Raw genomic sequence first — 17,172 nt, 5'->3', positions numbered from 1 at the left:
GTGCACTCAGGGTTTCCCCTGTCCTTTGCCCTTGCCTTTGGCTTCCTTCTCGGGCTCCGGCGGCACCGGCTCCGCCTGCACGGGCACCGGGTCGGGGGCGGGTGCCGGAACGATCAGGGGCGGCTGTGGTGCAACCTGCACAGGCTGCTGGACGGGTTCCGAAGCCGCCGAGGCGTCTGCGGTGCCGGCCGCTGGGGCTTCAGCGGCAGCAGCGGCCACCGCAGCGACCTGGCCGGAAATATCTGCCCGCACCGCCTCCACGGCTGCCTCAATTCCGCGGTAACGCGACACCGAGATCAGGCCTTGCGTGGCGGCGTCGTTCAGGTCTTTCTCCAGCGCCTCCAACGCTGCAAGGGCCCCGTCCATGCGGTTTTCCGATGCAGCCTGGCTGATGGTGAGCACCCTGATCTGCAGCCCCCGGAGCGTGCCTTCATCCGAATCCCCTGGCCCCAGGAGCGGGGAGGCGGCGTACAGCGCCGCGGCGAGGCCGGCCACTGCCAGGAGCGCCGCGGCGCCTTGCCAGGCCCGGATGCGACGCAGGGGTGACCTGCCTCCTTTGTCTTCACGCGAAGGCTGCGGTTCAGGCGGCATGCCTGCCCCGCAGCGGTACCATCGCCGGAGGCCTGGTTGGCAGGGCCGTCACTGTGGCGAGGGGTACCGGGGCCGGGGCGGTGGCAGCTGTTGCTTTGCCGGCGGACCGCCGCGCCACCAGCCGCCTGGTTGCGATCCGCAGCAGGATGGCGATCGAGTGGCCGAGGCCCAGCCCCAAGAGCACATGGCCTGCAAGATACTGGCCCCCGTTTCCCGCAGCGCCGAAGGGGGCACTGAGAGCCGCAGCCGCTCCCGCAGTGGTAAGCGCCAGCGCCGTGGCGGCAGCTAAAACTGTGCCCATGGCCCTACTCCTAACCTCGATTAATCAGCAAGCTTACTAGTATTGGTCAGTAAGCTTACTACCTGATCGCGGTGACGCAATAACCGCCTCCCCTCCAAAACGCTCCTCAGTCCGGGGGCGGCGGCGCAGCTCTCGACACAGATGGTCAGCAGGCTTAGCATTTTTCCATCGGCTGGGTCTTCGGAGCTGTGAACCACTGGCCATGCCCCGAAGGGCCACCCGGACCGGCCGCAGACACGGCACGGCACCTTGGATGGAGGAGAGGATCATGGCAACGGCACGGGAAATCATGACCGGGGGCGCGGAGTGCGTGGGCGAGAAAGAGACGCTCGAGGCAGCAGCCCGGAAAATGAAGGAGCTCGACGTGGGATCACTGCCGATCTGCGGCGAGGACAACAGGCTCAAGGGCATGCTGACGGACCGTGACATCGTCGTTAAATGCCTCGCGGCGGGCGGGGATCCGCGCACGGCTACAGCTGGAGAATTTGCTGAAGGCAAACCAGTCACCATCGGCGCTGACGATTCGGTTGAAGAAGCCATCCGGACCATGCAGGACCACCAGGTGCGCAGGTTGCCCGTGATCGACGGCCACGACCTGGTGGGAGTCGTAAGCCAGGCCGACATTGCCCGCAACTACCCCGAGGACCGCGTCGGCGAACTCGTTGCGTTTATATCGTATTGATGGGCAGCCAGTGGCGGCCCGGCGCGGCACGCCGGCGCCGCCCGTAGGCTGCGTGCCTAGCTGGCCGCTTCAAGCAGGCGGCCAGCGGGGGCAATCCCGGCGTACCGGCCCTTGAAGAACAACAGCGGCTCGGCGTCCTGCCGCGCGCTCAGGTGCCTCACTGCAGCGACCACAATGGTGTGGTCGCCGCCGTCGTACTCGGCATGGAGCTCGCAGTCGATCCAGGCAAGGGCATCGTCAAGGATGGGATTGCCCAACGGCGAGGCTGAATAACCGACGCCTGCAAACTTGTCTGTTCCCGACCTGGCGAATTGCCCGGCGAGGTGCTGGTGCGCCGCGGGCAGGATGTTGATGGCGAAGGACCCTGCCTGCCGCAGTACCGGCCAGGTACTGGACGTCCTGGCCGGACTAAAGGTCACGAGCGCAGGTTCGAGGGACAACGATGCGAAGGACTGGCAAGTAAAGCCGGCCGGACCCTTCTCCGTGGCGCTGGTGATCACCGTCAGACCGGTGGCGAAAGTTCCGAAAATGTCGCGAAGCCGGCGGGGAGCAAGGTCTGCAGTGGCTGTCATGGGATGGCCCTCTCGTTGGATCGTTACCTCACCAAACCATCAGGCATTCCCCACGTTCAAGCGCTGTGCAACGCACCGACGCGCACCGCAACGAAGGGTCATACCGGTACATCGGCCGTAATGGAGCCACGGCTGCCCGGGCGTCAGATCCCCCCGCTGGCCAGCGTGCCTTGCAGTGTATCCGCTGGCAGGTGCAGCGCCGAGAGTAATCCGACGGCGGGCCCCCACCCCGGCCCTCGGGCGGCCGCGCAACTATTTTCAACTTTTTTCCATGTTTTTGCATCCAGACCGGCACCGGCGCCGGTATTAGGTGTGTAAGCAAAAACCGCCCGCCCAGCGGGCCGAAGAAGGAGAAATCATGCGCACCAGCATTTTCGCATCAGGAGCAGTGGCAGTCGCGGCAGCACTGGCTTTCGCCGGCCCGGCCCAGGCCGCTGAAGGAGACGCCCAGCTGTCCGTCCTGCACGGAGTCCCCGGCCTGACTGTCGACGTCTGGGTCAACGGCGAACGGACCCTGGACGACTTCACCCCCGGCACGCTGGCCGGCCCGCTGGCCCTTCCGGCAGGAAACTACGCCCTCGCCATCACCGCCGCGGATGCAGCAGACGCATCGGCGGCCGTCATCGGCCCGGTCAACGTGACCCTCGCCGCCAACGGCAACTACACGGCGGTGGCCAACCTGGATGCCGCCGGCAAGCCCACGGCGAACCTCTTCACCAACGATGCCTCGCAGATTCAACCGGGCAAGGGCAAGCTGACGGTCCGGCACACCGCTGCCGCTCCCGCCGTCGACGTCCTGGCCGCCGGTTCCGCCGTCATCTCCAACCTCGCCAACCCGAACGAACAAACACTGACGCTGGATCCGGGCACCATCCCGGCCGCTGTGGCAGCGGCGGGAACCACACAGCCCGTCATCGGACCGGCTGACGTCACGGTTGCAGAAGGCACGCACACCATCGTGTACGCCTGGGGCAGCCTGGCCGACAAGAACCTGCAGCTCGCAGTGCAGACCATTGAAGGACTGCATTCAGCTCCGGGCGCAGTTCCGGGCGCACGCTCAGGTGCTGCTGAGGAGGGCACCGCAGGACAGGCTCTGGTACTGGCCGGATTCGGGGCTGCGGGGATCGCACTCCTGCTGGGCGCAGTGGCGGTTTCCCGCTCGGCAGCCCTCCGCAGGGTGAGCTAGGCGCGCTGCAGGTCCTGACACACCCATGGCCCGGCCGACCGGCATTGTTCGCCGGGCGGCCGGGCCCGGGCCCGTCCGTTCCCGCGCTCAGGATGTGGGGGCGTTGAATTCAACTCAGCGCGTTGCCAGAGGAGGTTGTTCCCATGCGAAGCACGACGACGGACCCGCGGGTCCGGGACTGCCCGAACGGTGTGAAGGCGGGCACCACACGCAACGCAGCGACGGCACGCACCATATCGGCCGGCGTCGTCCTTGCCGCCATGGCGCTGCTGTCCGGGTGCGGCACGCCGGCACCGCCGCTGCCGGAAGCGGCCTCCCCTGCCGCAACGTCCAAGCCCGCTGCCGCCCCGGCAGCGTCACCTGCACCCTCAGGCGCACCCGCTGCATTGCCGGACGTCCCGCTGCGCCGGGCCACCCCCGCGCCCGCTGCACCCAAAGACCCGGCGCCGCGCTTCCTGGCGGTCGAGGGCACCACGATCAGCATGGACATTGTGGAAGTCAGCGTCTCTCCGGACGGCGCCATGGAGATCCCGGACGCCTTTGACCGGGCCGGCTGGTACCGGCATGGTCCGGCGCCCGGCGCAGCTGCCGGGGCAGCCGTCATTGCCGGCCATGTGGACACCACCTCGGACCGGGCTCCGCTCTCCCAGTTGAACGGCCTCACGGCCGGTACACGCGTTACCGTCGAGCGCCAAGGCGCACCGGCCCTGAACTACCGCGTGGTCTCCGTCGAGCTGATGGCCAAGGACAAGTTCGACGGCGGGTCGCTCTTTCGCCGGGACGGGCCCCACCAGCTTAAAATCGTGACCTGCGGAGGACGCTGGCTGGACGAGAAACAGGACTACAGTGACAATGTCATTGTCACTGCGGAACTCGAATGAGCCGCTTCGCAGCCCTGACACTCAACGCCGAGGTGGGGAAGGAGGCCGGTTTGGCACCTTCTGGCCAGGCGCCTTCCGGCGACGGGCAGCGCGACGGCAGGACGGCTTCCCGTTCCTCCGGTCTTGGCGGGTGGGACCGGCAGCTCGATCACTCCTTCTCCGCAGGCGACGAGGCTGCGCTCGCCGAGGCTTACCGGCAGTTTTCGCCCCTGGTCTATACGTTGGCGCTCCGGGCGCTGCGGGACCGCAGCACAGCTGACGACGTGACCCAGGAAGTCTTCATCCGCGTCTGGAAATCACGGTCAACTTTCGACCCCTACAAGGCGGAACTGCCGGCCTGGATTGTCGGTATCACCCGCAACGCCGTCACCGATGCGCTGAGCGCGTCCGCACGGGAAAACCGCAAAGTGCTGGCAGCGGTTGAACTTCAGCCCGGGACCGAGGAGGCAGCTGCCACCTCTACCGCTGAAGTCCTGGCCGACCGGCTGCTGCTGGACGGGGAGCTTGACCGGCTCGGCGAACCCCAGGGCTCGATTATGCGCCTGGCGTTTTACGACGACCTGACCCACGACCAGATTTCACGCCGGCTGAACCTTCCCCTTGGTACGGTCAAGAGTCACATCCGCCGCAGCCTTAGCCACCTGAGACACCGATTGGAGGTGGACCATGCAGCACCTTGACCCCGAAATCCTGAGCCTGTTCGCCCTGGACGAGCCCGTGGATGCCGGCAGTAGCAACCACCTTCGTTCCTGCCCCGAGTGCGCAGCGGAGTACGCCGCACTCCGCCGGGCCGTCAACGCCGTCAGGACCACCCCCGACACCAGCTCCCTGGAAAGTCCGGGCGCAAACGTGTGGGAAGGAATTCACCGCAAGCTGGGACTTTCCGAGGCCGTCGCTGCGGATCCGCTTGGCTCCGCCCGCACCGCAGGTCCTTCCGCTCCGGATGCTCCCGCTGCCCTGCGCCCGGTCCATCCGTTTCCGAAAGATGCTCCGTCCGCCACTATGCCGCCGGCAAATGCCCGGCCGGATGACACCCCGCCTGCAAAGGGCGGCAGCAATGTGACCTGGCTTCGCCGGCCGGCTACCTGGCTGGTGGCCGCCGCGGCCGCCGTCGTGATCACCACCGGGGTCGTTGTCGCCGTCAACCAGACGGCCGCTCCGGTTCCGCTCGCCTCGGCCCGCCTGGAACCGCTGGAGCAGTTCTCCGCCACGGGATCGGCAACCGTGAGCGAGGCCGGCGACGGTTCGCGGACCATTGAGGTGCAGCTGGACAAGTCGGAGGCCCGTGGCTACCAGGAAGTGTGGCTCATTGCCCCGGACCTTTCCCGGCTTGTCAGCCTGGGGATCATGAACTCCTCCTCCGGCCGCTTTGACGTTCCGGAGGGCCTGGACCTCTCCGGCTACCCCATTGTGGACATCTCTGATGAACCGCTGGACGGAAATCCGGCGCACTCCAGTGTGAGCATCGTCCGGGGCACCCTCAGCTCCTGACCATGGCGCCGCCGCTCCGGAGCGGGTACAACTTAGTCATGACATCGCCCCTGGTGCTCGGCCCAATGATGCGGTACGTGGATGAAACCTCAGCGAGCATCTGGGTGGAGACGCGCAGCGCCGCAGACGTGACCGTCCGCGCCCTTGGAAAATCCTGGACAGCCCGCACCTTCGCTGTCCACGGCCACCACTACGCCCTGGTGGAGGTGACGGCGCTGGAACCGGGAACCGTCGCTCCCTACAGTGTCGAGGTCAACGGGACCGAGGTGTGGCCCAAACCGGAATCCCCTTGGCCGGCGTCGAAGATCGCAACCCTGGCTCCCGGCAGGCCCCTTCGGCTGGCCTTCGGTTCCTGCCGCACCAGCGTCCCGCACGATGCCTCGGGAAACCGCAGCCACGGCGTCGACTCCCTGCGCGCCTACGCCCTGCAGATGGCTTCCGACGACGGCACGCCGTGGCCGGACCTGGTGGCGTTCCTGGGCGACCAGGTCTACGCGGACTCGACCAGCAGCCACATGCAGGAGTTCATCCGCTCCCGGCGGGACATCAAGGAACCCCCTGGAAAGGAGCTCAAGGACTACGAGGAGTACGCCCACCTCTACTATCTGGCGTGGTCGGACCCGGCCAACCGGTGGTTGCTGTCCACCCTGCCCAGCACCATGATCTTCGATGACCACGACATCCGTGACGACTGGAACTCGTCACAAACGTGGAAGCAGAAGATGGGGGCAACCAGTTGGTGGCAGGAGCGGGTGGTTTCGGGCCTGGCGTCGTACTGGGTGTACCAGCATCTGGGAAACCTTTCCCCGCAGGAACGCGCCCAGGATGTCCTGTGGCAGCGGGTGGTCCGGCATACCGGCAGCAACGAGCTTGATCTGAGCGGCGAGCTGGACAAACTCGTGGAACGCGCCGATGCCAACCCTGAGTCCTACCGGTGGAGCCTGTGCCGGGACTTCGGTGACACCAGGCTGATTGTGCTGGACTCCCGTGCTGCGCGGAACCTGTCGCCGGACCGGCGGGCGCTCCTGGACGACGTCGAAATGGCGTGGCTTGATGACAGCATGCGTGGCGGTGTCCGCCACCTGCTTATTGCCACGTCGCTGCCGTTCCTCCTGCCGATGGGACTGCACTACGTGGAATCCTGGAACGAGGCCATTGCCGAGGGCGCGTGGGGAAAGGTGCCCGCCAAGGCCGGGGAGAAGCTGCGCCAGGCTTTGGACCTGGAACATTGGGCGGCGTTCCAGAAAAGTTTTCAGCGCCTCGCCGTTATGGCCGCCGAGGTGGCCGACGGCAAACGGGGGGACGCGCCTGAAACGGTGATGTTCCTGTCGGGGGACGTCCACTTTTCCTACGTGTCGGAAGTGCGGCGGGCAACGGGAAGCAGGATTATCCAGGCTGTCTGCTCTCCCATCCGTAACCCGCTGCCTCGGCTGATGCGGTTTGTCACGGCCGTCTCGTCCTACGGGCTTGCGGCGTCCCTGGGGGCTGTGGCCGCGCGCTCCGCCAAGGTTCCTGACCCGCCCTATAAATGGTCCGGCATCAAAGGTCCGTGGTTCGACAACAACCTGGCCTGCCTGGAGGTCACCCCCGAAGGCATGAACATGTGGTGGCAGAAGGGTGTGGTGGAGGGCGGGGACCACCTCCATCCACGGCTTGAGCGGGTCGCTTCCCTCACCATCGCTGCCAGGAAGGTGGAGCAGCCTGCGCCCCAGGCGCCCTAATAGGGGTGTGCGCGCACCGTCACCTGCCGGCCCCGGCGGCCGCCACGTTGCCGGGTACGGGATCATGCCTGAGGTACTGGCGGCTGAAGGTGCCGGTGCCCGCGGTCAGGGAACGCAGCTCCACCGCATATTTCAGGAGTTCCTGGTCCGGCACCTCCGCCGTGATCTCCGTCCTGTCCCCGCCGGAGGACGTGGTGCCGGTCAGCCGGCCGCGGCGCGCGGAAAGATCACTCATCACGGTCCCCACGTGCTCGTCCGGGACGCTGATCACCACTGACGAGACAGGCTCCAGCAGCTGGATTTTGCCTGCTGCCGCCGCCTCCCGCAAGGCAAGGGCACCGGCTGCCTGGAAGGCTGCGTCCGAGGAGTCAACACTGTGTGCCTTGCCGCCCACGACGGTGACACGGACATCCACCACGGGAAAACCGGAAGCAACGCCTTTCTGCATCTGGGCACGCACGCCCTTTTCAACGGAGGAGATGAAGGTTCCGGGGATGACGCCGCCCACCGTTTTGTCGAGGAATTCAAATCCTGCACCCCGGGGCAGGGGCTCAACCTCGATGTCGCAGACGGCAAACTGGCCGTGGCCGCCGGACTGTTTGACGTGGCGGCCGTGCCCTGCCGCACGGCTGGAGAAGGTCTCCCGCAGCGGTGTCACGACGTCCACCGTATGCAGCTTCACTCCCTGGTCCCGCAGCCTGTCCAGCACCACTTCGGCGTGTGCCTCCCCCATGCACCAGAGAATCAGCTGGTGGGTTTCGGCATTGCGTTCCACGCGAAGGGTGGGGTCGCCGGCGGCCACCTTTCCCAAGCTGCGGGCCAGGGCATCCTCGTCGCCATGGGAATCGGCTTCTATGGCGACCGGCATCAGCGGCTCGGGCATCTCCCAGGTGGCCAGCAGCAGCGGCTGGTCCTTGGCCGAGATGGTATCCCCGGTCTCGGCGCTGCCCAGTTTGGCTACCGCGGCGATGTCGCCGGCGATACAAAAGGGCACGGGCCGAAGGGTGGCTCCGAGTGGCGAGTACAGGTGGGTGAGGCGCTCGTCGGTATCGTGGTCCTGGTGTCCACGGTCCGCCAGCCCATGTCCGCTGACGTGTACGGGGGTATCACCGCGCAGGGTTCCGGAGAAGACCCGGACCAGGCAGACGCGTCCCAGGAAGGCGTCCACGGTGGTGCGCACCACTTCGGCCGCCAGCGGCCCCTCGGGGTTGCAGGCAAGGTTCCGGACCGGCGCTCCGGCAAGGTCTGTTGCCCGCGGCAGGCTGCGCTCCGGCGGCGACGGAAACGCCTTGGTGAGGAGCTCCAGCAGTTCCGCCGTACCCAGCCCGGTGAGCGCCGAGGCAGGCACGGCAGGGAAGAACGTTCCGCGGGCGACGGCGGTTTCCAGGTCTGCGATGAGGACGTCGGCGTTGATCTCCTCGCCGCCGAGGTAACGCTCCATCAGCGTTTCATCTTCGCTCTCCGCGATGATCCCCTCGATGAGCTCGGCCCGCGCAGCGTCCGCTGCCGCGATTTCCCGCGGCTCCCCGGCGCGTGGCGTTGCGTGTGCCGACTCCGGCGAATACTCGAAGACCGTACCGGACAGCAGGCCGAGGAGCCCGGTGACCTCCCCGCCGGTGCTGACGGGAACGTACAACGGAAGCACGGTGTCGCCGAACGCCGCGCGGCAGGCGGCGAGGACGCCGTCGTAATCGGCCCGGGGATGGTCGAGCCGGGTGATGGCCACTGCGCGCGGCATCCCCAGGTACTGGCACTCCTGCCAGATCGCCGTGGTGCTTGCATCCACGCCGTCAACAGCGGAGACGGCAAAGAGGACGGCGTCCGCCGCGCGAAGCCCTGCCCGGAGCTCCCCGATGAAGTCCGGGTAGCCCGGGGTATCGAGGAGGTTTATCTTCATTCCGGCCACGGTCAGCGGCACAACGGACAACGTCACGGAGCGTTGCTGATGAATGGCGGCGGGATCGGAGTCGCTCACCGTGGTCCCGTCAACCACTGAGCCCTTCCTGGTGATCATCCCGTTGGCCTCCAGCAGGGCCTCGACGAGGGTCGTTTTGCCGGCACCGGACCGGCCAACAAGTGCCACATTCCGAACCATGGCGGGGTCCCGCGGGGAGATGCCGGCGGTGCCGTTGCCCTGGCGCCCTTCGGGCCCGCCGCGCCCTGCAGTACCTGCTGCGTCTTTGGTGCCTTTGACCGACATTGGAACCTCCTGGCGTCTTTGCCTGGTTGTTTTTACTTTTCGCGGGCCTTGCGGGTGGCGGCTTCGTTAGCCTTTTGCAGCGCTTTGACGAGTTCGTCCTTGTCCATTTTTGAGCGGCCGGCGATATCCAGCTCCCGGGCACGCTCCAGCAGGTGTTTTTTCGAGGCGTTGGCGTCCACGCCGCCTGCGGTGGGCTCGGCTGCGCCGGGTCCCTTTTCCGCCCGTTTGTCGGAGGGGCCGCGTTTCTCTTTGGGCTCCCAGTGGTCCCCCACTTTTTCGTAGCTGTGCTTCAGTGATGCGTAGGCGGCCCGGGCGGCACGGCTTTCGTCGTTGTCATAGGACTCCATGGCGGAATCGTAGGTTTTGGCAAACGTGTCCTGCGCTTTTTGGTCGGAGCGCTGCAGGGTCGAAGGAAGCTCGTCCTTCCGGGCATGGTCGTTCTTTCCCGTCTTCGGCATTGCACTCACCGCACCTTTGTCAGCAGGCTGATCGTCCGGACACACCAAGCTTAGCCACGCCCTGGTTTCCTTGTCTGCTTCCGGTGCCGGCCGGGGACCCCGCCGTGTAAGGCAGGGCTAAGCCTGCTCCGGCCAATGGTCGGGATCGTAGCCGTAGAGGCGCGGGCGGCGGGGTTCCACGTCGGGCGCGGGGGCAGGGGCGTCCGCCTGCTGCTCCGCTTCCTCCGCATCGACCGCGTCATCGGTACCGCTTTTCTTCCGGTCCCCTTTGGCACTGCCGCGCTTGTCCGGGCTTTCCGCCACGAGCCACTCCAATCCCCCAATTGAGCGGTCCGGCTGCTTGAACCGCTGAAGCCACCCTAACGGCAGGAATACGGCCCAACCATGCCACTTTTGCTCAAGAAACAAGCAATTTCACCACTGCTACAGGAGTAACCGGCGCCGCAGGTTCAGCTTGGCCGGGTTCTGTCCAGCGCGTCGAGGAGCCGCCGGACCGATCCGCCAAGGTTCCATTCGGTGCCGAGGCTTTCAAGCTCCGCGCGCGCGCCGCCGGTGACGGGCTGCAGCTTGGCGCCGGCTTCCTCAAGGGAGGGCAGCTCCAGGTCCCGCACAAGGCGTACGACGGCGGGCGCGGCCATGAGGTAATCCGCGGCGGCTTCCAGCTTGGCCCGGACAGGTGAGGACAGTCCGCTCTGCGGGTCCGCTGCTGCCTCCAGGAGGTTTTCGAGGGTGCCGTACTTCAGGAGCAACGATGCTGCTGTCTTCTCCCCGATGCCGGCCACACCCGGCAGTCCGTCCGACGCGTCCCCGCGAAGGGTGGCGTAATCCGCGTATTGCTGCGGCAGCACGCGGTACTTCCCCACCACCACCGCCTCGGTCATGACGTCCAGGTTTTTCATGCCGCGCGCGGTGTAGATCACCCGGACCTGGCGGGCGTCATCGCAGATTTGGAAGAGATCGCGGTCCCCGGTGACCACGTCGACTGGAAGGTCGGCGTGGCTGGCGTAGGTGCCCACAACGTCGTCGGCCTCGTGCTCAGCCGCACCGACGATGGCGATGCCGGCCAGGCCCAGGGCATGGCGGATCAAGGGCAACTGTGCCTCAAGGGCGTCCGGCACCACCTCCACATCAGGGGCGTCCGTGAAGGCCTCCGCAACGCGGTGCGACTTGTAGGTGGGCACCAGGTCCACCCGCCACTGCGGCCGCCAGTCGTCATCCCAGCAGGCGATGAGGTGGGTGGCCCCGTAGTCCGTGGTCAGCCTGGCGATCATGTCCAGGAGACCCCGGACCGCGTTGACGGGGATCCCGTCGGCGCGGCGGATGGAATCGGGCAGGCCGTAAAAGGCGCGGAAGTACAGCGAGGCGGTGTCCAGCAGCATCAGGCGGTCAGGCATACCCTGATCCTGACACGGAACGGACTCCTTGTGGGAGCTGTGCATCTTGCCGCTGGGCGTTGTGCTGTTCCCATCCTTTGGTTCTGCAGTAAGTTCATCACAGCAGTGACGTCCGAAGGAGGGTACGTGAACGCAAGGGCTCCGTCCAGGTTCAGTGTCGGAGGGCTCCGCAGGCCGCTGCCGGCCGTCGCCTGCCTGCTTGTTATGGCCGCCGTTACCAGTTGCGCTCCGGACGCTACGGGTGCCTCGTCAACGGCACAGGACTTCCACGAGGCCGTAAGGTCCTCCGACTGGTCCGCTGCATGTGGAGTGCTGCAGCCCGATACGCGCCGGCAGGCCGCAGAACGCAACGGCGGCAGCTGCGAATCCGCCCTGGAATCCTTGCAGCTATCCGCAGCAGGGACGCTTATGAATACCGAAGCGTACGGGCGGGAGGCTCTGGTGGAGTTCGACGGCGATGTGGTTTTTATGGCCTTCTCCGGCTCGGCATGGCGCGTCACAGCCGCGGGATGCAGCCCCAGGGGAGATTCCCCATACTCGTGCGAAGTAGGAGGCAAATAAGAATGCGGTGGTCCTTCGTTCTCTACCTGATCCTCATCTTCGGCGGGCTGGCCTACATGGCGTTTGTCGGGCTGGTCCGCGGATAAGGATGCTGATGTGAAAAACGGGTTGAAAAATAATGGACTGAGCCTCTTTTTCGGAGGAATTTTCCTGCTCGCGGTCCTGGGGCAGGCCATCACCGGGCAGGCTGTCTTCAATGAAGAGCAACTCGCCGCCGGGCTGGACGAGATCAGCTTCGCGCAATACCTCACCTCTTCAAGCTTCGCCGTCGACGTATCGGAGAACTGGCAGTCAGAGTACCTTCAATTCCTGCTCTACCTCGTGGCCACGATCTGGCTGGTCCAGAAGGGGTCGCCGGAGTCCAAGGAGCTGGGCAAGGAGGGGGTTGAATCCGATGAAGAACAACTGGTCGGTGAGCACGCCAACGATAAATCCCCTGCCTGGGCACGAGCCCGAGGCTGGCGCCTGACGGTATTCTCAAACTCGCTGGCGGCCACCATGGGACTAATCTTCGTCCTGTCGTGGCTCGTCCAGTCGCTGACCGGGCACGCGGCCTTCAACGAAGAGCAACTGCGGAACTTCCAGGACCCCATCCCGTGGCTCGAGTACGTCGGTTCACCCGACTTCTGGAACCGGACACTGCAAAACTGGCAGTCGGAGTTCCTGGCCGTGGGGTCCATGGTTGTCCTGTCGATCTACCTCCGCCAGCGCGGGTCACCTGAATCCAAACCCGTCGGATCCGCACACGACGATACTGGCACCACGGGCTGAGACGACGGTCGGCAGCAAAGCGCGTTGATTCGCTGACCTGTTCCTGGCCTCGCCGCTGCCGTCGACCGGTTTGTTGGGGGCTCTGGCACCGGGAGCCTGCACGGGGCGAGAATGGCCTCGTGTTCCTTGCACGCAGGGCCCGGGCCAGCGAACCGATGAACGCCGCAGCCCGAAGGATCCAGCGCATCTACCTGACGTTGACGCTGGGCAATACGCTTGCGGCTTCCTTCATCTGGGGCGTTAACACGCTGTTCCTGCTGGACGCGGGCCTCAGCAATTTCGAAGCCTTCGCCGCCAACGCCTTCTTCACGGCCGGGATGGTGATTTTCGAGGTCCCCACCGGGGTGGTCGCCGACAGCTGGGGCCGCCGGGTGTCATTCCTGCTCGGCACCGTGACCCTGGCCGGGTCCACTTACCTCTACTACCTGCTGTGGCAGTTCTCCGCCCCGTTCGCCTGGTGGGCAGCGGTGTCCGTGCTGCTTGGCCTGGGCTTCACCTTCTTCTCCGGCGCGGTTGAGGCCTGGCTTGTTGATGCCCTGCGCTACTCCGGGTATGAAGGCGGGCTGGAGGCGGTGTTCGGGCGCGGGCAGATGGTCTCGGGCGTGGCGATGCTCGCCGGTTCCGTGGCCGGCGGCGTGATCGCCCAGGCTACGGACCTCGGTGTGCCGTTCCTGGTGCGGGTGGGGGTGCTGCTGGCAATGTTCGCGGTGGCCTTTGGATTGATGCACGACGTCGGGTTCACCCCCGAGCGTTCGACGCATCCTTTGCGCGCGACGCGGGCAGTGCTGTCCGCCTCAATCGAAAATGGCTTGAAAATCCCGCCCGTACGGTACGTGATGCTGGCTGCCCCCTTCAGCGCCGGCGTCGGAATCTATGTTTTTTATGCCCTCCAGCCCTACCTGCTGGAGCTTTTTGGCGACCCCCGCGCATATTCCGTTGCCGGGCTTGCCGCGGCCATCGTGGCGGGCGCGGAGGTGGTGGGCGGCTGGCTTGCCCCCTATGTCCGGCGGCTGTTCCGCAAGCGCACGTCCGTGTTGATCCTGAGCGGGAGCATCAGCGCCTTGATTCTGCTGGTGCTCGGGTTTGCCCGCGTGTTCTGGGTGGCCCTGGTCCTGTTGACGCTATGGGCGGTGATCGATTCCGCCGCCATGCCGGTACGGCAGGCGTACGTGAACGACATGATCCCGTCCAAGCAACGGGCCACGGTGCTGAGCTTTGACTCACTGATGGGATCCAGCGGCGGGGTTGTGGTGCAGCCGGTGCTCGGCAGGAGCGCCGACCTGTACGGCTATCCCTTATCGCTGGCCCTGGCCGGGATCTTCCAAAGCCTTGCGGTTCCGTTCCTGGTTGCCAGCCGGCGGCAGGGCGCCGCGGCGGATGTAGCCAATGCGTCAACTGAGCAACCGGATAAGGGGCCGGCCGAGGAGACCCGTCCCTGAGAGGCTGCGGCAATAGTATGGCCGGGATAGTTATTGGTTCTGGAAAGGTGCCGCATGATTGAGATCCTGAACTCCGCGGAACTGGGCCGGGCAAAGGAGGCAGGTGCCCTGGTCGCCCATATCCTGCAGACCCTGAAGCGCCGCAGCACAGTGGGCACCAGCCTCCTGGACATCGACCGGTGGGCCAAGGCCATGATCCTCGAGGCCGGAGCGCAGTCCTGCTACGTGGACTACGAGCCGTCCTTCGGGCGCGGACCATTCGGGCACTACATCTGCACCGCCGTCAACGACGCCGTGCTCCACGGACTGCCCCACGACTACGCACTTGCCGACGGCGACCTGCTGACGCTCGACCTCGCCGTCTCCAAAGGCGGCGTCGCTGCAGACTCCGCCATCAGCTTCATCGTGGGCGACTCAAAACCTCTGGAGAGCGTCGCCATGATCGACGCGACTGAACGCGCGCTGTACGCAGGAATAGCCGCTGCCGGCCCCGGCGCCCGCATCGGTGACATCTCCCACGCTATTGGCTCCGTCCTTCGCGAGGCCGGCTATCCGGTCAACACCCAGTTCGGCGGCCATGGGATCGGATCAACAATGCACCAGGACCCCCACGTGCCAAACACCGGACGACCCGGCCGTGGATACACGCTGCGCCCCGGGCTGCTGCTGGCATTGGAGCCCTGGGTTATGGCGGACACCGCTGAACTCATCACCGATCCCGACGGCTGGACGCTCCGGAGCGCTACCGGGTGCCGGACGGCCCACAGTGAGCACACGATCGCCATCACCGACGACGGTGCGGAAATTCTCACGTTGCCGAGGCAGGCCCTTTCCTGAAGCCGCTGTTGATCGACATCCCCGGTCAGAATATTCAGGACGCCCAGTCGGCGTCACCGAAGGCGCGCCCGCGGAAGTGTGCGCGCAGGTACTCCCCCACGACGGCGGCCCCAAGGCCCCCAACATCGGGCGCGACAACCCTGCCGCCGACCCGCCGCACCATACGCTGGACGAACCGCTCAAGGCTGGGATCATCGCCGAGCCGGAAAAACGTCGCCTGCGCCCCTGCACGCCCCAGGCGGTCAAGCTCTGCCACTGTGATGCGGATGGTTTCAGGGTCCGAAGGCCAGCAGAACCACGGCTCGCCCTCGGGCAGCAGATGCGCAGTAGGTTCCCCGTCGGTCACCACAAGGAGGACGGGCTGCATGGACGGGTGCCGGCGGAAGAAACGGCCCGCGAGCAGCAGCCCGTGATGCAGGTTGGTTCCCTGTTCCCGGCGGACCGGCAGGGCCGTCAGCTCGCCGATATCCATCGACTGCGCGTAGCGGCCGAAGGTGATCAGTTCCAGCCGGTCGCCGCGGAAGCGGGTGGAGATGAGGTGGTGCAACGCCAGGGCAGTGCGCTTCATCGGCACCCACCGCCCCTCGGCGGCCATCGAAAACGACACATCGACGAGCAGGACGACGGCGGCCTGGGTGCGGGCTTCTGTTTCGCTGATTTCGATGTCGGCGGCTGTAAGGTGCAATCCCCGTGCGGGGTTTCCGCCGTCGGCCACGGTACGGCTGATCGCGTTCGTCAGGGTGCGTGTGACGTCCCAGGGCTCCGCGTCCCCGAACTCCCACTGGCGGCTGGAACCGGTCTGCTCCCCGGCGGCGCCGGCCACCCGCGTGTCCCGCCGCCCCTGCCGGCCTGACAGCTGCTTTGCGGTGTCCTGCAACAAGGACTTGCCCAGCCTCCGCATGGCCTGCGGGGACAGCCGCAGGTCGCCGTCGGCTCCCCGTCGGAGGTAGCCGCCATCCTGCATGGCCCGCTCTATCTCAGCCAGCGTGCGGGCTGTTACGGCGGCATTCTGGCCGAGCTGGCGGGCGAGGGCATCCAGGTCCAGATCGCCGAGGTTGGATCCGTTGTAGGACTGGGACAGCTGTTCGGCCAACCCGTCCAGCTCGGCGATGTCCTGGAGCACACCGGTGCCGTCCCCCAGGCCAAGGCCCTCCTGGCCCTCAAAGCGTTCGGAGCCGGTCCAGTCCTCCCCTGGGCGCAGGGCCCGCAGGCTGGAGTCGAGCTGATCGAGTTGGGCCATTAGTTCCGGCGAACCGAAAGCCTGGGCCGAGAGCCGCATGAGCTCATCACGCTGTTCGGCAGACATGGATTGCAGGAGCCGTTGAGCCGCGGCCGCCCGCTTGGCCAGTGCGTCAATGAGCTCCTCCACGGATTGGGGGCTTTCGGGGAAGAAACCGCCATGCCGGGCCATGAACTCCTGGAAGTCCGCGTCGGTGTCTTCGCCGCGCCGGTGTTTGTCCAGCAATTCGTTGAGGTCCCGCAGCATGCTGTTCACGGCAGCCCGGTCCTCCTCCGTGGCGTGCTCGAGCGTCTGCTTCATCCCGGCGAACCGCTGGTCCAGGACCTCACGGCCCAGCAGGTCCTTAATCCGTTCGTAGGCCTCCCGGGCGGTGCCGGACTGCCAGTCATAGGAGGCCAGCTCGTTGACCGCGGCCGCCGTGGACTGAGGCAGGTTTTGCAGTTGCATCTCCCGGACGGCCCGGTCGGTGTTGTCCATCATGGCGTCCCGGGCAAGCTGCTTGCGTTCCTCCAGTACCGCCGTTTCAAGCAGCTTTTGTACCTCGTTGAGGGTGCCGTCCAGGCGGTGCCGGCCCAGGAGTTCACTGCGGCGCTGCTGGACGCGCCTGGCGAGGTCATCCAGGCCTTCCCGGTCCCGGCCGCCGCGGCGCAGGAACTCCTGCAGTGCGTGCCGCGGCGAATAGCCGGCCATAACGTCCTCGGCGACGGCGTCGAGCGCCTCTGCCAGGTCGACGGGCGGCGCGAGCGGGTCCGGCCCGCCTGTGTACCGGCCGTACCTGGCGGAGTGGTTGTGGATGCCCATAACGCCTCCTCTTCGTGTCCTGGCCGACCGCTGCTTTCGGCCTGCC

General features: G+C 66.3%; 18 protein-coding genes. 10 read left to right on the top strand and 8 right to left on the bottom strand.

Features of this window, described 5'->3' with window-relative positions; all coding sequences use genetic code 11:
• Positions 1–6: 6 nt before the first annotated feature.
• Both M1D93_RS09085 and M1D93_RS09080 read right to left on the bottom strand, forming a co-directional pair.
• Positions 7–591, bottom strand: coding sequence for a hypothetical protein (locus M1D93_RS09085; protein ID WP_461174768.1), 585 nt, complete (start codon positions 589–591; stop codon positions 7–9).
• Complete coding sequence (locus tag M1D93_RS09080) at positions 581–892, bottom strand: hypothetical protein (RefSeq protein WP_461174767.1); 312 nt, start codon at positions 890–892, stop codon at positions 581–583. Before M1D93_RS09080 ends, M1D93_RS09085 begins: the two co-directional genes overlap by 11 nt.
• Positions 893–1,160: 268 nt before the next feature.
• Here M1D93_RS09080 and M1D93_RS09075 point away from each other — a divergent pair, with 268 nt between their 5' ends.
• Complete coding sequence (locus M1D93_RS09075) at positions 1,161–1,574, top strand: CBS domain-containing protein (protein ID WP_461174766.1); 414 nt, start codon at positions 1,161–1,163, stop codon at positions 1,572–1,574.
• 56 nt (positions 1,575–1,630) lie between these two features.
• Here M1D93_RS09075 and M1D93_RS09070 read toward each other — a convergent pair whose 3' ends face one another.
• On the bottom strand, positions 1,631–2,146 hold the full coding sequence (locus M1D93_RS09070; protein WP_461174765.1) for a flavin reductase family protein: 516 nt from the start codon (positions 2,144–2,146) through the stop codon (positions 1,631–1,633).
• 358 nt (positions 2,147–2,504) lie between these two features.
• Between M1D93_RS09070 and M1D93_RS09065 the strand changes: the two genes are divergently transcribed.
• From M1D93_RS09065 to M1D93_RS09045, 5 genes are all read left to right on the top strand, one after another.
• The gene (locus M1D93_RS09065) at positions 2,505–3,332 is read left to right on the top strand and encodes a DUF4397 domain-containing protein (protein WP_461174764.1); all 828 of its coding nucleotides are present in this window, start codon (positions 2,505–2,507) and stop codon (positions 3,330–3,332) included.
• A 143-nt stretch (positions 3,333–3,475) separates the two neighbouring features.
• On the top strand, positions 3,476–4,213 hold the full coding sequence (locus M1D93_RS09060; protein ID WP_461174763.1) for a class F sortase: 738 nt from the start codon (positions 3,476–3,478) through the stop codon (positions 4,211–4,213).
• On the top strand, positions 4,210–4,893 hold the full coding sequence (locus M1D93_RS09055; protein WP_461174762.1) for an RNA polymerase sigma factor: 684 nt from the start codon (positions 4,210–4,212) through the stop codon (positions 4,891–4,893). The genes M1D93_RS09060 and M1D93_RS09055 overlap by 4 nt, the downstream gene beginning before the upstream one ends.
• Positions 4,880–5,704 carry an anti-sigma factor gene (locus tag M1D93_RS09050; protein WP_461174761.1) on the top strand — a complete coding sequence of 275 codons (825 nt, stop codon included), beginning with the start codon at positions 4,880–4,882 and terminating at the stop codon, positions 5,702–5,704. Before M1D93_RS09055 ends, M1D93_RS09050 begins: the two co-directional genes overlap by 14 nt.
• A gap of 38 nt (positions 5,705–5,742) precedes the next feature.
• On the top strand, positions 5,743–7,425 hold the full coding sequence (locus M1D93_RS09045; RefSeq protein ID WP_461174760.1) for an alkaline phosphatase D family protein: 1,683 nt from the start codon (positions 5,743–5,745) through the stop codon (positions 7,423–7,425).
• Positions 7,426–7,444: 19 nt separating this feature from the next.
• On the opposite strand, the gene M1D93_RS09040 is transcribed toward M1D93_RS09045, so the two are convergent.
• From M1D93_RS09040 to M1D93_RS09025, 4 genes are all read right to left on the bottom strand, one after another.
• Positions 7,445–9,625, bottom strand: a complete 2,181-nt coding sequence (locus M1D93_RS09040) for an elongation factor G-like protein EF-G2 (protein WP_461174759.1) — start codon at positions 9,623–9,625, stop codon at positions 7,445–7,447.
• A gap of 32 nt (positions 9,626–9,657) precedes the next feature.
• Positions 9,658–10,083 carry a ChaB family protein gene (locus M1D93_RS09035; protein ID WP_461174758.1) on the bottom strand — a complete coding sequence of 142 codons (426 nt, stop codon included), beginning with the start codon at positions 10,081–10,083 and terminating at the stop codon, positions 9,658–9,660.
• Positions 10,084–10,200: 117 nt separating this feature from the next.
• Positions 10,201–10,386, bottom strand: coding sequence for a hypothetical protein (locus M1D93_RS09030; RefSeq protein WP_461174757.1), 186 nt, complete (start codon positions 10,384–10,386; stop codon positions 10,201–10,203).
• 146 nt (positions 10,387–10,532) lie between these two features.
• Positions 10,533–11,477 (bottom strand): 5'-3' exonuclease, encoded by a 945-nt coding sequence (locus M1D93_RS09025; RefSeq protein WP_461174756.1) that lies wholly within the window; start codon positions 11,475–11,477, stop codon positions 10,533–10,535.
• A gap of 126 nt (positions 11,478–11,603) precedes the next feature.
• On the opposite strand from M1D93_RS09025, the gene M1D93_RS09020 reads away from it, so the two are divergent.
• The 4 genes from M1D93_RS09020 (at position 11,604) to map (ending at position 15,085) form a co-directional block, all read left to right on the top strand.
• Positions 11,604–12,038: a hypothetical protein gene (locus M1D93_RS09020; protein WP_461174755.1), complete on the top strand. Its 435-nt coding sequence runs from the start codon at positions 11,604–11,606 to the stop codon at positions 12,036–12,038.
• A 96-nt stretch (positions 12,039–12,134) separates the two neighbouring features.
• Positions 12,135–12,809 (top strand): DUF6766 family protein, encoded by a 675-nt coding sequence (locus tag M1D93_RS09015; RefSeq protein ID WP_461174754.1) that lies wholly within the window; start codon positions 12,135–12,137, stop codon positions 12,807–12,809.
• Positions 12,810–12,964: 155 nt separating this feature from the next.
• On the top strand, positions 12,965–14,248 hold the full coding sequence (locus M1D93_RS09010) for an MFS transporter (protein ID WP_461174974.1): 1,284 nt from the start codon (positions 12,965–12,967) through the stop codon (positions 14,246–14,248).
• A gap of 54 nt (positions 14,249–14,302) precedes the next feature.
• Entirely contained in the window at positions 14,303–15,085 is a 783-nt protein-coding gene (gene map / locus M1D93_RS09005) for a type I methionyl aminopeptidase (protein WP_461174753.1), read from the top strand.
• A gap of 34 nt (positions 15,086–15,119) precedes the next feature.
• On the opposite strand, the gene M1D93_RS09000 is transcribed toward map, so the two are convergent.
• On the bottom strand, positions 15,120–17,126 hold the full coding sequence (locus tag M1D93_RS09000; protein WP_461174752.1) for a vWA domain-containing protein: 2,007 nt from the start codon (positions 17,124–17,126) through the stop codon (positions 15,120–15,122).
• Positions 17,127–17,172 lie beyond the last annotated feature (46 nt).

Source organism: Arthrobacter sp. Z1-9 (assembly GCF_054792695.1).
Note: the sequence above shows the minus strand (reverse complement) of the source record. Positions and strands in the feature narration are given on the sequence as shown.

Bases quoted from the DNA above. Each gene is read 5' to 3' on its own strand.
- M1D93_RS09085 (WP_461174768.1), bottom strand. From the start codon at position 591: ATGCCGCCTGAACCGCAGCCTTCGCGTGAAGACAAAGGAGGCAGGTCA.
- M1D93_RS09080 (WP_461174767.1), bottom strand. From the start codon at position 892: ATGGGCACAGTTTTAGCTGCCGCCACGGCGCTGGCGCTTACCACTGCG.
- M1D93_RS09075 (WP_461174766.1), top strand. From the start codon at position 1,161: ATGGCAACGGCACGGGAAATCATGACCGGGGGCGCGGAGTGCGTGGGC.
- M1D93_RS09070 (WP_461174765.1), bottom strand. From the start codon at position 2,146: ATGACAGCCACTGCAGACCTTGCTCCCCGCCGGCTTCGCGACATTTTC.
- M1D93_RS09065 (WP_461174764.1), top strand. From the start codon at position 2,505: ATGCGCACCAGCATTTTCGCATCAGGAGCAGTGGCAGTCGCGGCAGCA.
- M1D93_RS09060 (WP_461174763.1), top strand. From the start codon at position 3,476: ATGCGAAGCACGACGACGGACCCGCGGGTCCGGGACTGCCCGAACGGT.
- M1D93_RS09055 (WP_461174762.1), top strand. From the start codon at position 4,210: ATGAGCCGCTTCGCAGCCCTGACACTCAACGCCGAGGTGGGGAAGGAG.
- M1D93_RS09050 (WP_461174761.1), top strand. From the start codon at position 4,880: ATGCAGCACCTTGACCCCGAAATCCTGAGCCTGTTCGCCCTGGACGAG.
- M1D93_RS09045 (WP_461174760.1), top strand. From the start codon at position 5,743: ATGACATCGCCCCTGGTGCTCGGCCCAATGATGCGGTACGTGGATGAA.
- M1D93_RS09040 (WP_461174759.1), bottom strand. From the start codon at position 9,625: ATGTCGGTCAAAGGCACCAAAGACGCAGCAGGTACTGCAGGGCGCGGC.
- M1D93_RS09035 (WP_461174758.1), bottom strand. From the start codon at position 10,083: ATGCCGAAGACGGGAAAGAACGACCATGCCCGGAAGGACGAGCTTCCT.
- M1D93_RS09025 (WP_461174756.1), bottom strand. From the start codon at position 11,477: ATGCCTGACCGCCTGATGCTGCTGGACACCGCCTCGCTGTACTTCCGC.
- M1D93_RS09010 (WP_461174974.1), top strand. From the start codon at position 12,965: ATGAACGCCGCAGCCCGAAGGATCCAGCGCATCTACCTGACGTTGACG.
- map (WP_461174753.1), top strand. From the start codon at position 14,303: ATGATTGAGATCCTGAACTCCGCGGAACTGGGCCGGGCAAAGGAGGCA.
- M1D93_RS09000 (WP_461174752.1), bottom strand. From the start codon at position 17,126: ATGGGCATCCACAACCACTCCGCCAGGTACGGCCGGTACACAGGCGGG.